13 protein-coding genes are annotated in these 13,052 nt (G+C 68.1%); 4 read left to right on the top strand and 9 right to left on the bottom strand.

Annotation, left to right across the window (positions count from 1 at the left end; translation table 11 throughout):
- The first annotated feature begins 65 nt into the window (after positions 1-65).
- Positions 66-503: a universal stress protein gene (locus PSV26_RS14790; RefSeq protein ID WP_300518523.1), complete on the top strand. Its 438-nt coding sequence runs from the start codon at positions 66-68 to the stop codon at positions 501-503.
- A 14-nt stretch (positions 504-517) separates the two neighbouring features.
- Here PSV26_RS14790 and PSV26_RS14785 read toward each other — a convergent pair whose 3' ends face one another.
- Positions 518-745, bottom strand: a complete 228-nt coding sequence (locus PSV26_RS14785) for a DUF1127 domain-containing protein (protein WP_300518526.1) — start codon at positions 743-745, stop codon at positions 518-520.
- 122 nt (positions 746-867) lie between these two features.
- On the opposite strand from PSV26_RS14785, the gene PSV26_RS14780 reads away from it, so the two are divergent.
- The gene (locus tag PSV26_RS14780; RefSeq protein WP_300518529.1) at positions 868-1,755 is read left to right on the top strand and encodes a LysR family transcriptional regulator; all 888 of its coding nucleotides are present in this window, start codon (positions 868-870) and stop codon (positions 1,753-1,755) included.
- 171 nt (positions 1,756-1,926) lie between these two features.
- Here PSV26_RS14780 and PSV26_RS14775 read toward each other — a convergent pair whose 3' ends face one another.
- Both PSV26_RS14775 and PSV26_RS14770 read right to left on the bottom strand, forming a co-directional pair.
- Positions 1,927-2,133 (bottom strand): hypothetical protein, encoded by a 207-nt coding sequence (locus tag PSV26_RS14775; RefSeq protein WP_300571808.1) that lies wholly within the window; start codon positions 2,131-2,133, stop codon positions 1,927-1,929.
- A gap of 153 nt (positions 2,134-2,286) precedes the next feature.
- Positions 2,287-4,866, bottom strand: a complete 2,580-nt coding sequence (locus PSV26_RS14770) for an ABC transporter permease (protein ID WP_300571806.1) — start codon at positions 4,864-4,866, stop codon at positions 2,287-2,289.
- 93 nt (positions 4,867-4,959) lie between these two features.
- On the opposite strand from PSV26_RS14770, the gene PSV26_RS14765 reads away from it, so the two are divergent.
- A complete protein-coding gene (locus PSV26_RS14765; RefSeq protein ID WP_300571804.1) occupies positions 4,960-5,922 on the top strand; it encodes a threo-3-hydroxy-L-aspartate ammonia-lyase in 963 nt (320 codons plus the stop codon).
- A gap of 6 nt (positions 5,923-5,928) precedes the next feature.
- Here the strand turns inward: PSV26_RS14765 and ypfH are convergent, their stop codons facing one another.
- From ypfH to PSV26_RS14740, 5 genes are all read right to left on the bottom strand, one after another.
- Positions 5,929-6,591: an esterase gene (ypfH, locus tag PSV26_RS14760; protein WP_300571802.1), complete on the bottom strand. Its 663-nt coding sequence runs from the start codon at positions 6,589-6,591 to the stop codon at positions 5,929-5,931.
- 65 nt (positions 6,592-6,656) lie between these two features.
- Positions 6,657-7,304, bottom strand: a complete 648-nt coding sequence (locus PSV26_RS14755) for an ABC transporter ATP-binding protein (protein ID WP_300571800.1) — start codon at positions 7,302-7,304, stop codon at positions 6,657-6,659.
- Positions 7,301-8,248: a tRNA (adenosine(37)-N6)-dimethylallyltransferase MiaA gene (gene miaA / locus PSV26_RS14750; protein ID WP_300571798.1), complete on the bottom strand. Its 948-nt coding sequence runs from the start codon at positions 8,246-8,248 to the stop codon at positions 7,301-7,303. Before miaA ends, PSV26_RS14755 begins: the two co-directional genes overlap by 4 nt.
- On the bottom strand, positions 8,245-9,453 hold the full coding sequence (locus PSV26_RS14745; protein WP_300571796.1) for a multidrug effflux MFS transporter: 1,209 nt from the start codon (positions 9,451-9,453) through the stop codon (positions 8,245-8,247). Before PSV26_RS14745 ends, miaA begins: the two co-directional genes overlap by 4 nt.
- Positions 9,454-9,583: 130 nt before the next feature.
- Positions 9,584-10,426 carry an alpha/beta fold hydrolase gene (locus PSV26_RS14740; protein ID WP_300571913.1) on the bottom strand — a complete coding sequence of 281 codons (843 nt, stop codon included), beginning with the start codon at positions 10,424-10,426 and terminating at the stop codon, positions 9,584-9,586.
- Between the two features lie 98 nt (positions 10,427-10,524).
- Between PSV26_RS14740 and PSV26_RS14735 the strand changes: the two genes are divergently transcribed.
- Complete coding sequence (locus PSV26_RS14735; RefSeq protein WP_300571795.1) at positions 10,525-10,986, top strand: DUF3429 domain-containing protein; 462 nt, start codon at positions 10,525-10,527, stop codon at positions 10,984-10,986.
- A gap of 11 nt (positions 10,987-10,997) precedes the next feature.
- Here the strand turns inward: PSV26_RS14735 and mutL are convergent, their stop codons facing one another.
- On the bottom strand, positions 10,998-12,920 hold the full coding sequence (mutL, locus tag PSV26_RS14730; protein ID WP_300571793.1) for a DNA mismatch repair endonuclease MutL: 1,923 nt from the start codon (positions 12,918-12,920) through the stop codon (positions 10,998-11,000).
- Positions 12,921-13,052 lie beyond the last annotated feature (132 nt).

Here is a 13,052-nt window from a genome sequence, read left to right as displayed (position 1 = left end):
AGGTCTATCCTTGAACCGTTGCTGAAACCCTTTTCTTTCTTTGACTTTCTGCAGGAGATGCACCCATGTACAAGCAAATTTTGTTGGCGTATGACGGCTCCAAGGCGGGGCAGAAGGCGCTGCTGGACTGCCAGGAGATTGCGCAGTGGAGCCAGGCCTCGCTTACCCTGATTGCCGTGACGCCGCTTTACATGGATTTGATAGGTGTGGAAGGCGGCGTGTACGACAGAAGCCTGGCCGAACACGAGAAGGAAAAATACACCGCCATTCTGGACGAGGGTTTGAGCCAGCTCGCCGGGGCGGGCCGCCAGGCCAAAGGCGAGGTGGTGGTCGGTGAAACCGTCGACGAAATCACCAAGTACGCGAAGAAGATCAACGCCGACTTGATCGTTGTGGGTCACAAACATCTGGATGGCTGGGCGGCGCGCTGGTGGCGCGGTTCGGTGTCCAAGTCGCTGATTGAACACGCACCCTGCAGCGTGCTGGTGGCCATCACCCAGTGACCGGCCGTCGGCCATCAACCGGGCCTGTCCCTGCGCCAGCCCACCGGATCGTCGAGCAGGGCGGGAATGTCGCCACGGCTGATGCCCAGGTCGTTCAGCTCCCGCGTGCTCATCTGCGCCAGCTCGGCGCGGCTTTGTTGCAAGCCCTTGTCTGGCACCGGCCCGTGTGGCCCGGGCTGCAGCCATTGTGCGAGTCCGCGCGCCAGGGCGGCGAAGGGAATGACGAGGGTCTTGTGCGGCATGGCGGGGTACTCCTGAAGTGGAAGTCCCCGATGGTGCGATGGATCGTGGTATTGTGGAAGTTGAGTTTTCTGATCGAAATTATCAGGATATCTGATGCGTGAATCCTGATGCGCGAACCCTGATGCGTGAACTGAACCTTGACCAACTCCGCACCCTGGTGGCCATCACCGACCTGGGCACCTTTTCGGCGGCGGCGCGTGCACTGCACCTGGCCCAGCCCACCGTGAGCCTGCACATCAGCGAGCTGGAAAGCCGGCTTGGGGCAACGCTGGTGCTGCGTGGTGGCAGAAAGGTGGAGCCCACGGCGGCCGGCGCGGTGCTGGTCGAGCGCGCCCGGCGCCTGCTGCGCGATGCCGACGATGCGGTGGACGCCGTGCAGCGCCACGTCGAGGGCCGCATCGGCCGCGTGCGGCTGGGCAGCTCGACCGGCGTGCTGGTCTACCTGCTGCCCGAGGTGCTCAAGGCCATGGAGCGCGCCCACCCGGACATCGATGTCGAGGTCAGCATCCTGGGCTCGGCAGAGGCCATGGAGCGGCTCGCCCAGGGCACGCTGGATGTCGGGCTGGTGGCCTTGCCGCAACCGGCCCGGCCCGGCATTGTCCTGACGCACTGGCGCAGCGACCCGATGATGGCCTTTGTGCCCCGGGCATGGACTGTGCCCAAACGCATCACGCCGCAGTGGCTGGCCGCGCGGCCGCTGATCTTCAACGACTCGACCACGCAGATGTACCGCCTGACCATGGAGTGGTTTGCCGATGCCGGCCTGAGCCCGCGCACACGCATCGAGCTCAACTACAACGAGGCCATGAAAAGCCTGGTGGCCGCGGGTTACGGCGCTGCGGTGCTGCCGCTGGAGCATGCCGGCGAGCAGCTGCACCAGGGCGTGCAGGTGGTGCCGCTCAGGCCCGCCTTGACGCGCCACACGGCGGTGGTGCACAGGCCGCTTGAAGCGGTGGATGGCGCCACGCGCAACCTGCTGCTGACGCTGGCGCAGTTCCGTCAGGTGTGACGGGGCTTAGGGAAGCGCTGAACAAGTCCCCTGCGGCGCGCGATCAGCCGGGCTCGGGCGGTCTGCGGCGTTGAATTTCTTGCCAATAGTCGGCTATTGGCTGCGAAATCCGCCTTGCATCCCGTCCCGATCCGGCTGCCGCGCCTCCGCAAGGACTCCTCCAGCGCTTCCTTAGTGCGTCGGCGCCGTCTGGAAAACAATTTCGCCGCTGGGCACGTGCACCACGCGGATGTCCTGGCAGGTCGGGTCGGCCAGGCTTTTGACCGCCACGGCCACGGCCAGCGAGCGGTCTGTGTAGAGTTGCCGGAGGGCGTTGGGTGGCAGCAGGCTGCCCCTTAGCGTGTTCCGGCTTTCAATGCGGTATTGAGCGGGCGCCATGGTGAATGCCTTGTGTAAGTGATGTGCCCATCGTAGGCCGCTCATGCGGCGTTGTGATGACAATGCCGCCTTCAAAGCGTCATGTTGGTAAGCAAACGAAAGCGCGCATCGCCCGCTGCGGCTGGATAGCGGGGAGCAGGCCGGCGTATCGGCCTACCAGTCTTCCTTGACGGCCAGCACCGCGTCCTTGCCCGCCGCTGCGCGCCCGGCCAGCCAGGCGGTGACGGTGCCGGCCAGGATGACGGCCGCGCACAGGCCCAGGAGCCGCGCCCAGGGAAGCGCCAGGTCCATGGTCCAGTGGAAGCTTTGCGGGTTGACCACATGCACCAGCACCAGCGATACGGCCAACCCCAGGCCCAGCCCGGCCAGCGCGCCGGCCAGCGTCCAGGCGGCACCTTCGCCGGCGACCAGCGTGAGGATCTGCCGGCGCGTCAGGCCCAGGTGGGCCAGCAGGCCAAACTCCTTGCGCCTCGCCAGCACCTGCGCGCTGAAGCTGGCTGCCACACCGAACAGGCCGATCGCAATCGCCACCGCCTGCAGCCAGTAGGTAACGGCAAAGCTGCGGTCGAAAATGCGCAGCGAGGTGGCGCGGATCTGGCCGCTGGACGCAAACTCGATCAGCTCGCCCGAGCCCGTCTGCGCCTGCGCCTGCGCCAGCGCGCGCACCGCCTGCTGCAGTTGCGCGTCGCCCGCGCCGGGGGCGCGCCACAAGGCGAGGTCGTTCACGCGCCGGTCGCCGGTGAGGGCTTCAAAGTCGCGCCTGTCCATGGCGATGGCGCCGAACTGGCGCGCGTAGTCTCGCCAGACGCCGGCGACATAGAACTTGGGGCTCGCCTGGGGTGCTCCTGAATTCATAGCTGCTGGCGCCGGTGTATCAAGGGCTAGAGCCCCAAAAGACGCCGAAAGCTGGGAAAACACAGCGCCGGGACGGGCACCGTACAGGTCGACCATGGGTTCACTCACATAAATCGCCACGTGACCGGCCGGCACCGGCAGCGCGCTGCCCACCAGCGGCAGGCTGCCGGCCGGGTCCTGCAGGTCGCGCGCTATCAGCGCCACCGCGGGCTGGTTGGCGTCCAGCAGCAGGGAGCTCACGCGCAAGGTGCTCAGGCGCGCCACGCCGGGCAGCTGCGCCAGCGCCTGCACAAACGCGGGCGAGAAAAACACCGTGTCGCTGGCAGCGGTGCTGCCGGCGGTGCGCACGTACAGGTCGGCCGGCAGCACCACGTCCAGCCAGTGGGTGACCGAGTCGCGAAAACTCGCCACCATCACCGTCAGTGCCACCGCGAGGCTCAGCGAAGCGACCACGCCGCTGACGGCCACCGCCGCGCTGCCGCGCACACGGCGCGCGCGCTCCACCGCCAGCAGCGGCAACAGGCGGCGCGACACATGCGGCGCGATGCGGTCGTACAGCAGGGCGATCAGCCAGGGCAGCGCACTGATGCCGCCCACCAGCAGCAGCCCGACCGACAGGTAGGCGCCCAGCGCGATGCCGGCCACCGGTGGCGTCAAGGCCAGCAAGCCGCTCGCGGCCACCAGCAGCAGGCTGAGCCGGTACGGCGTGCCGCCGGCCGGCGGTGCGCCCAGGCCCTTGAGGGTCTGCGCCGGCGGCAGTTTTTGTGCGGCGCGCGCCGGCCACCAGCCGCCCACCAGCGCCGCGGCCACACCGAGCAGGCCGTAGACCGCGGCCGCGCCCGCATTCCATTGCAGGGCCGGGGCCACGCCGGAAAAGTAGCCGCCGCCCAGGTCGCCGCCCAGCACCCGCAGCGCCAGCGCGGCCAGCGCCGTGCCCAGCGCGATGCCGGCGGCGCTGCCGACCATGCCCAGCAGCGCCGACTCCCAGAGCACCAGGCGCAGGCGCTCGCGGCCGGTCAGGCCCAGCACCCCGAGCAGGGCGAACTGCTGCGCGCGTTTGGCCACGCTCAGCGACAGCACCGAAAAGACCAGGAAGGCGCCGGTGAACAGTGCCACCAGCGCCAGCACGGTGAGGTTGACACGGTAGGCGCGCGACAGGTTGCTGACGCGCTGCGCGTCGTCGCCTGGTTCGGTGGCGGTGATGCCGGGCGGCAGTTGCAGCGCGCTGATGAAGGCGGCGCGGTCGGCACCGGCCTGCAGGCGGATGTCGATGCGCGAGAGCTGGCCGAGCCGGCCGAACAGGTCCTGCGCTGCGCCTATGTCCATCACCGCCAGCGCGGCACCCCCGGCGCTGATGCTGCCGGCCACCCGGGCGTCCAGCAGCTGCAGGCCGCTTTGCAGCTGCAGCCGGTCGCCGGGCAGGTTTTGCCGCGCTGCCGCGTTGAGAAAAACCGCGCCGGGGGCGAGCAGGGCCAGGCGTTCGGCGCCGGCCGAGGGTACCGGCATCAGCGCCGGGGCCAGCGAAGCCACCACCAGCGCATCGACACCGACCACGCGCAGGGCCACCCGCTGGCCGCCGGGGGCGACGGCGTAGGTGCTGAACTCCAGCACCGGGCTGGCCAGCGCCACCTGCGGGTGATTCGCGACCCGCGCGTAGACCGCTTCGTCAAACCCGCCGCGCACCGCGCGCAGCTCCAGGTCGGGCTGGCCGTTGACCGAACGCACGGCCTGCGAAAACTCTGTGAGAGCCGAGGCATTGATCAGCTGCACCGAAAACGCCAGCGCCACCCCCAGCATGACGGCCACCACGGCCGCCGCGTTGCGCCACTTGTGGTGCAGCAGCTCCTGCCAGGAGAAGGTGGAAAGAAGGGCGAGCATGGGCTGATTGTGCCTTTCACATTGCCGGCGGTGATGGCGGTCAGGTTCTGGGCTATCGTTGTTCCTCAGTCATTCAACGAAAGCCCACTCGCCATGCAGCTTCCTACCTACGACGATGTTGTTGCCGCCGCCGCGCGCATCCAAGGCCATGCGCACCACACGCCGGTGCTGCGCTCCGCCACCGCCGACGCGCGCTGGGACGCGCAGTTTTTCTTCAAGTGCGAGAACTTCCAGCGCATGGGTGCTTTCAAGTTCCGCGGGGCCTTCAATGCGCTGTCGAAGTTTGATGCGACGCAGCGCCAGGCCGGCGCCATCGCGTTTTCATCGGGCAATCATGCGCAGGCGGTGGCCCTGTCGGCGCGGCTGCTGGGCATGCCGGCGTTGATCGTGATGCCGCAGGACGCGCCCGCCGCCAAGCTGGCCGCCACGCGCGGCTACGGCGCCGAGGTGGTGCTGTACGACCGCTTCACCGAAGACCGCGAGGCGCTGACCCTGAGACTGGCGGTCGAGCGAGGCATGACGCTGATTCCGCCCTACGACCACCCCGACGTCATCGCCGGCCAGGGCACGGCCGCGAAGGAGCTGTTCGAGGAAACCGGCCCGTTGGACCGCCTCTACATGTGCACCGGCGGCGGCGGGCTGACCAGCGGCTCGGCACTGGCCGCCCGCGCGCTGGCGCCGCAGTGCAAGGTGTACGGCGTCGAGCCCGAAGCCGGCAACGACGGCCAGCAGTCGCTGCGTGCCGGGCGCATTGTGCATATTCCGGTGCCCAAGACCATTGCCGACGGCGCGCAGACCCAGCACCTGGGTGCGTACACCTTCGGCATCATCCGCCGCGATGTGGACGACATCCTCACCGCCACGGATGCGCAGCTGGTCGAGGCGATGCGCTTTTTTGCGGAGCGCATGAAGATGGTGGTGGAGCCGACCGGCTGCCTGGCGTTTGCCGGCGCCTGCACGGACGCGGCGGCGATCAAGGGTGCTCGCGTCGGCGTGATCATCAGCGGCGGCAATGTGGACCTGGCGCGTTACGCCGAGCTGCTGGCTACTCGCTGAACAGCTTCAGGCGGAGCGCCAGAAACGCAGCGGCACACAGGTCTGCAGCCGGTGCACCGCCTGCGCCATCAATGCCGGGTGCAGCTCGTGGCCGATGCTGGAAGCGATGTCGCAGGTGGCATCAGCCCCCAGCGCCATCAGCTCGGCATAACCCTGCTGTGCCAAGCGCGCCGGCACGACCTCATCGAGCTGGCCGTGCAGCAGGTGGATGGTGGTGAGCGCGGGGGCCTTGTCGGGCCAGGCCGCGTAAGGCCCCGAAAAGGCCAGCACGCGGCCGACCAGGCCGTCATGCCGGTCGCAAAGCGCCAGCGCCATGGTGGCGCCCTGCGAAAAACCGGCAAGCGCCGTGTCGGACTGCAAAATGCCAAAACGCTCCTGCTGCTGGCGAATGAATGCCGCCAGGGGCGGCACCGCGCGAGCCACGCGTTCCGGGTGGTTGGCATCGGTCAGTTCAAAGGTCGGAAACCACTGCCGCTCGGTTTTGCCCAGGTGGATGGCTTCGACGCCTTCCGGCATCACGATGGCCGCTTCACTGAAGGACTCGCCGATCAGTGTGGCCAGCGCCATCATGTCCATGGCCGAACCGCCAGCGTCGTGCAGCAGCACAAACAACTGGCGCGGCGCCGTTGCGGGGAGCAATTCAAGGGTTTCAAAGGATGAGGCGTTCATCAGGATTCAGTTGGGGCTGATGGAGGCTTTGACAAGTCATTGTCTTCGGGAAGGCCTGCCTGGCGTCAGCCCGTGATGCCTTCGCTGCTCAGGTGCAGCACCCGGTCGGCACGCGCGGCCGCAGTTTCCGAATGGGTGACCAGCACCAGCGCGGCGCCGTGCTCACGGGTTTGCGCCACCAGCGCGTCCATGACCCTGGCGGCGGTGGTGGGGTCGAGGTTGCCGGTCGGCTCGTCGGCCAGCAGCAGGCTGGGACGGTGGATCAGGGCGCGCGCGATCGCCACGCGCTGCAACTGCCCGCCCGAAAGCTGCTGCGGCAGGCGCGCGCCCAGGCCTGCCAGGCCGACGGCGGCCAGCATGGCCTGCACCCGTGCATCGTCGTGCTGGCCGAGCAGCAACAGCGGCAGGGCGACGTTTTGCGCCACGTCCAGGTGCGGCAACACGTGAAAAGCCTGGAAGACGAAGCCGACTTTTTCGCGGCGCAGCAGGGCGCGCTGGTCGTCGCTGAGCGTGCCCAGGTCCACACCGTCCAGGCTGACCGAACCCGCGTCCCAGCTGTCCAGCCCGGCCATGCAGTTGAGCAGCGTCGACTTGCCGACACCCGACTCGCCGACGATGGCGACAAATTCGCCGGGCGCGACCTGCAGCGAGACGTGGCTGAACACGGCAAGGTCGCCGTAGTGTTTGCCGAGGTTCTGGACGATGAGGCTCATAGGGCCTGCTTCACCAGGTCCAGCACCTGCTGTACGGCGCCGGGATGGTCGCAGGCCACCACCTGGCGGTCCGGCATGGAGCGCAACCACGTGATCTGGCGTTTGGCGAGCTGGCGCGTGGCGGCAATGCCGCGTTCACGCAGTTCGCTCAGGGGGAAGACGCCGTCAAGCGCTTCCCAGGCCTGGCGGTAACCGACGCAGCGCATGGACGGCAGCTCGGGGTGCAGGTCGCCGCGCGCGCGCAGGGCCTTCACCTCGTCCAGAAAACCGGTCGCGAGCATGGCGTCAAAGCGCTGGGCAATGCGTTCGTGCAGCCAGGCGCGGTCTTGGGGTTCAAGGGAAATCAGGGCTCCAGCCCTTATGGAGCCTGCGCCACCAGCTACTTTTTCGATAGCAATCTTCTTCTGGAAAAACGACAACGGCAGCCCGGTCAGGCGAAACACCTCCAGCGCGCGGGAGATGCGCTGCGAGTCATTGGGCGCCAGCCGTGCGGCGGTCACCGCATCCACCGTGGCCAGCTCGGCGTGCAGCGCGGGCCAGCCTTTCGCGCCCGCCTCGGCCAGCAGGGTGGCGCGAATCGCCGGGTCAGCCTTGGGCATGTCGTCGAGGCCGTCGAACAGCGCCTTGAAATAAAGCATGGTGCCGCCGACCAGCAGCGGCAGCCTGCCGCGCGCCGTGATCTCGTCGATCAGGCGCGTGGCGTCGGCCATAAACCCGGCGGCGCTGTAAGCCTGCAGCGGGTCGCGGATGTTGATCAGGTGGTGCGGAACAAGGGCGAGTTCGGCCGGTGTCGGCTTGGCCGTGCCGATGTCCATGCCGCGGTAGACCAGGGCGGAATCCACGCTGATGATTTCCACCGGGTGATGCCTGGCAATGGCGAAGGCAGCCGCCGTTTTTCCCGACGCGGTGGGGCCGGCGAGGCCGATCCAGCGTGAAGTTGTCATGGGCGTGCGGGCACCGCCAGCGCCGTCGGCTCGCCATGGCGCTGCACCAGCGTCCAGGCTATCAGCGCGATACACACACTCCAGAACAACACGCCGTAGGCCAGGGGGTACACCGTGCCGTCGAGGTGGCTGCCCAGCCAGCCGCCCATGGCAAAGGCCGCCAGCATCATCAGAAAGCCGTTCAGCGCCGAGGCCGCGCCCGCTGCCCCCGGAAACGGCCCGACGGCGCCGCTCTGGCTGCAGGGCTGGTGCACACCGTGCGCAAATACAAAAAGGTAGTACGGCAACAGCAGGGCCCAGACGTTATGGATTCCGGCCCAGGCCAGGGTACTGATCAACAAGCCGCCGCTGAGCGTGAGCCCGCCGGCCATCGCCACTGAACGGCGCACGCCGAAGCGCGGCAGCAGCCGGCGACACCAGAAGGTGCCCAGCACATACACAAAGGACATCGAGAACATCACCAGGCCGTACTGGGTTTTGGACAGGCCCAGCACCTTGATGAAAACAAAGGACGAGGCGGCCAGAAAAGTGAACAGCCCGCCGTAGGAAGCCGTGGACAGCGCCGAGAAGGCGACAAAGGTCGGGTTGCGCACAATCGTCCACCAGGTGCGTATCAGCGTGGCGGGCTCCAGCGCGCGCGGGTTTTTGCGCTGGATGCTTTCCTCGAAGCGCAGGGCAATCATGGCCAGCGCCGCCGCGCCGAACACGGCCAGCGCCAGCAGCGCCACGCGCCAGTTGAAAACGTCGGACAGCAGGCCGCCCAGCGGCGCGCTCAGGCAGGCAATCAGGCCCAGCCCGCTCAGGCCCCGGGACATGGCACGTGCGCCGGCCAGCGGGGTGTAGAGGTCGCGCACGATGGCACGCGCGCACATGACGGCCGCCCCCATGGCCGCACCCTGCACGATGCGCCAGGTGATCAGGAGTGCCATGGACGGCGCGAGCGCAGCGCCTATGGCCGCCAGCACGTAGGCCCCCAGGCCCCACAGCAGGATGGGCCGGCGCCCGAACCGGTCTGACAGTGGACCCCAGAAAAGCTGCGACACGCCGAAGGCCAGCAGCAGCCCGGTGAGGGTCAGCTGGGCCTGGGCCATGGGTGCGGCAAAACCCTCGGTGAGCGCCGGCAGCGCCGGCAGGTACAGGTCGGTGGTGATGGGCTGGATGCCCAGCAGCAGCGACAGCAGCAGGACAATCAAGGCGGGTGACATGGCAGGCGGTTCGGCGGTCACCGCGGGGGCAACCGAGGCAGGAGCAGGGGGCGTGGCGGACATTGATCTGAGCGTATCAGATAGCCGCCGCCCGGTGGCGGCCAGGGGCGCAGGCCGCGCCGGCGCCGGCCTACTTCAGGCTGAACAGCTGCGCCAGCGCCTGGCGGTACTGGGCCTGGCCGACGGAGTTGGTGTTGTGGTGCGAGCCGCCCTCGACCAGCATGAACAGCTTGGGCTGCGCGGCGGCCTCGAACAGCTTGCGCCCGAGGTCGGGGGCAATCAGCCGGTCTTCGCCGCCGTGCACTACCAGCAGCGGCGAACCGATCTTGCCGACCTTGCGGGCGGCCTCGAAACGCTGGGTGATCAGCAGCGACACCGGCATCCAGCCCCATTTGGAGGTGCTGACCACGTCGGCAATCGAGGTGAAGGTGCCTTCGACAATCGTGCCGCTTTCGTCGCTGACCTCGGTGGCGAGGTTGATGGCTATCGGACCGCCCAGCGAGTGGCCGAAGACATAACGGGGCCGGTCCGGGTATTTCCGGGCGAGCCAGTCCCAGGCGGCACGCGCGTCCTCGTAGGCCGACTCTTCCGAGGGCAGGGCGGCTGTGCTTTTGCCGAAGCCCCGGTAGTCCACACCCAGCACCGAAAAGCCCAGTTCCTGCATGCGGCGCATGCGTGGGGCGGAACCGGTCACATTGAAGCGGGCGCCGTGCAGGTAAAGAAGAATGGGGCCACCGGGCCGGTCGGAGGGCAGCCAGAGCCCGTGCAGGGTGGCCGGCTCGCCGCTGGCTTTGGCCTGGAAGCCAATCCAGACGTCGTCCATGCCTTCGGCAGCGGCCAGGCCGCCGCTCCAGCTGCGGTCGCTGGGCTGGAAGATCCAGGCGCGCTGTCTCTCGTCCAGTGTGCTGCAGCCGGCAAGAACGGCAATCAGCAGTGACAGGGCGGTGGCGGCAAGCAGGGTCCAGCGTTTCATAGCCATGAATGAGTCGCCGGGCGCCTGAAAAGTTCAACGCCCTGCCGCGATGTCCCTCGCGTTGCGGGCCTGCCACAGGCGCCGTACACTCGCTGCCCATGACAATTCCCACGCCCCTGCCCACCCTGGCAGCCCCCGACACCGTGGCCCGCGCGCTGGGTCTGGCCGGTTTGCTGCCGTTTCTGGCGGGCGCCGGCATGCTCTGGTGGGGCGATCCGGGCTGGCGCCCGCTGGCGGGCACGGCGCTGGTGGCCTACGCGGCGCTGATCGCCAGTTTTCTGGGTGGCATCCACTGGGGGCTGGCCATGCGCGGTTCGCCGCTGCGCTCGCGCCACCTCGTTTGGGGCGTGCTGCCCAGCCTGGCGGGGTGGGCCGGCCTCCTGCTGGCGCCCGATGCGGGGCTGGCCCTGCTGGCCGGTCTGATTGCCGCCTGTTTGGCGGTGGACTGCTGGCTTTACCCGGCGGCCGGTGCTGCGGCCTGGCTGGGTTTGCGCCTGCAACTCAGCGCGGTGGCCCTGCCTTGTTGCCTGGCAGGAGCGCTGGCGCTGCGTGCCGGCTGAGTGCCGGCGGCTCAGCGTCCGCGCAAAAACAGGTTGTCCAGTTCCTGGACTGTGATTTGACGCCAGGTCGGACGCCCGTGGTTGCACTGGTCGGAGCGTTCGGTGGCTTCCATCTGGCGCAGCAGGCCGTTCATCTCGTCGATGGTGAGTTTGCGGTTGGCACGCACCGCGCCGTGGCAGGCCATGGTCGATAACAATTCGTTTTGCGCGCGCTGGATCACCGTGCTGGCGTCGTGTTGCGCCAGCTCGGCCAGCACGCTGCGCGCCAGTTCCACCGCATCGCCCTGGGCCAGGCTGGTCGGCACCGCGCGCACGGCCAGGGTGCGCGGCGAGAACGGCGTGATCTCCAGGCCCAGTGCCTTCAGCGTGTCGGTGTGCGCCTCGGAAGCGGCGACTTCCTGTGGCGTGGCGGCGAAGGTGGCCGGAATCAGCAGGGGCTGGCTGGCGATGCTGGCGCTGTCGAGCTGGCTTTTCAGCCGCTCGTAGACGATGCGTTCGTGGGCGGCGTGCATGTCCACAATCACCAGGCCCTGGATGTTTTCGGCCAGGATGTAAATGCCCTGCAGCTGGGCAACGGCGCGGCCCAGCGGCCAGTCGCCGGGCGGCAGGTCGGTGTTGTCCGTGCCCGTATTTCCCGTTCGTGCTGAGCCTGTCGAAGCCGTGGCCGCATAAGGCCCTTCGACAGGCTCAGGGCGAACGGTGGAAAGGCCGGCAGTCGGCGAAGGCCACATCGCCTCGAAGTCGGAGACACGCGGGTCCTGGCGGTAAGCCTGAGTCGCTCCGAAATTGATAGCTGGCTGCGCCCAGGGGGAAAGGGCCGGAGGCTGATTTGATTCGAAGTTTGGTGCTGATGTGCCGCTGGCTGCTGCCAATGCGGCCGCGGCTGCACGCGGTGCCGCCAGGGCGTTTTCGACCGCGTGCCGCACCGCCTGGTGCACTTCGCGGCTGTCACGAAAACGCACCTCGATCTTGGTCGGGTGCACATTGACGTCCACCCGCGTCGGGTCCATGGTGACGTAGAGCGCATAAACCGGCTGGCGGTGGCCGTGCAGCACATCTTCGTAGGCGCTGCGCGCGGCGTGGGTCATCACCTTGTCGCGCACATAACGGCCGTTGACGTAGGCAAACTGCTGGTCGGCCCGCGAACGCGCGGCATCCGGAATGCCGGCGCGACCGGTCACGCGCAGTGCGCCGGCGCTGTAGTCCACCGCCACGCTATGCGCCAGCAGTTCGCTGCCGAGTACATCGGCCAGGCGCTGGTCGTGTGCGCTCTCGCCACTGCAGGCGCGCCACTGTTCAACGAGTTTGCCCTCGTGCCAGATCGCAAAACCCACGTCGGGCCGCACCAGCGCGTGGCGGCGCACGGCTTCGATGCAGTGCGCCAGCTCGGTGGCGTCGGTTTTCAGGAACTTGCGGCGCGCCGGCGTGGCATAAAACAGCTCACGCACCTCCACCGTGGTGCCGCGCGCGCGCGCGGCCGGTGTCAGCTCGCCGGAGCGGCCGTCGAGCTGCCAGGCGTGCGCCGCGTCGCCGCTGGCCGAGGCTTCGGAGCTGCGCGACAGCAGGCTCATGTCGGCAATCGAATTGATGGCAGCCAGTGCCTCACCGCGAAAACCCATGGTGCCCACGGATTCGAGGTCCTGCAGCGAGGCGATCTTGCTGGTGGCGTGGCGACGCAGCGCAATCGCCAGTTCCTCGCGCGCGATGCCCAGGCCGTCGTCCTCAACCGAAATCAGCCGCACACCGCCGGCCAGCAAGCGCACCGTGACCTGCCTGGCGCCGGCGTCCAGCGCGTTGTCGACCAGCTCCCGCACGACGGAAGCCGGACGTTCCACGACCTCGCCGGCTGCAATCTGGCTGATCAGCTCGTCGGGAAGTTCGCGGATGGGGCGGCGGGGCGGCCGCAAAGGGAAGAGGGGGGCGGCGGGGGTCACCTTGTGATTCTAGAGGGAAGTGTTTTTTTGGGCTTATGGGGTGGATTCTGATCATCTGGTTTGCCCACAAGCCGGGACTCGCCCCGGCGGGCGACTTACTTTTCTTTGCTTCGCCAAAGAAACCTAAGGAAA

Source organism: Polaromonas sp. (assembly GCF_029945685.1).
GTDB lineage: Bacteria > Pseudomonadota > Gammaproteobacteria > Burkholderiales > Burkholderiaceae_C > Polaromonas.
Note: the sequence above shows the minus strand (reverse complement) of the source record. Positions and strands in the feature narration are given on the sequence as shown.

Bases quoted from the DNA above. Each gene is read 5' to 3' on its own strand.
- PSV26_RS14775 (WP_300571808.1), bottom strand. From the start codon at position 2,133: ATGGCGCCCGCTCAATACCGCATTGAAAGCCGGAACACGCTAAGGGGC.
- PSV26_RS14765 (WP_300571804.1), top strand. From the start codon at position 4,960: ATGCAGCTTCCTACCTACGACGATGTTGTTGCCGCCGCCGCGCGCATC.
- PSV26_RS14780 (WP_300518529.1), top strand. From the start codon at position 868: ATGCGTGAACTGAACCTTGACCAACTCCGCACCCTGGTGGCCATCACC.
- PSV26_RS14785 (WP_300518526.1), bottom strand. From the start codon at position 745: ATGCCGCACAAGACCCTCGTCATTCCCTTCGCCGCCCTGGCGCGCGGA.
- miaA (WP_300571798.1), bottom strand. From the start codon at position 8,248: ATGACAACTTCACGCTGGATCGGCCTCGCCGGCCCCACCGCGTCGGGA.
- PSV26_RS14790 (WP_300518523.1), top strand. From the start codon at position 66: ATGTACAAGCAAATTTTGTTGGCGTATGACGGCTCCAAGGCGGGGCAG.
- ypfH (WP_300571802.1), bottom strand. From the start codon at position 6,591: ATGAACGCCTCATCCTTTGAAACCCTTGAATTGCTCCCCGCAACGGCG.
- PSV26_RS14740 (WP_300571913.1), bottom strand. From the start codon at position 10,426: ATGAAACGCTGGACCCTGCTTGCCGCCACCGCCCTGTCACTGCTGATT.
- PSV26_RS14755 (WP_300571800.1), bottom strand. From the start codon at position 7,304: ATGAGCCTCATCGTCCAGAACCTCGGCAAACACTACGGCGACCTTGCC.
- PSV26_RS14745 (WP_300571796.1), bottom strand. From the start codon at position 9,453: ATGTCACCCGCCTTGATTGTCCTGCTGCTGTCGCTGCTGCTGGGCATC.
- PSV26_RS14735 (WP_300571795.1), top strand. From the start codon at position 10,525: ATGACAATTCCCACGCCCCTGCCCACCCTGGCAGCCCCCGACACCGTG.
- PSV26_RS14770 (WP_300571806.1), bottom strand. From the start codon at position 4,866: ATGCTCGCCCTTCTTTCCACCTTCTCCTGGCAGGAGCTGCTGCACCAC.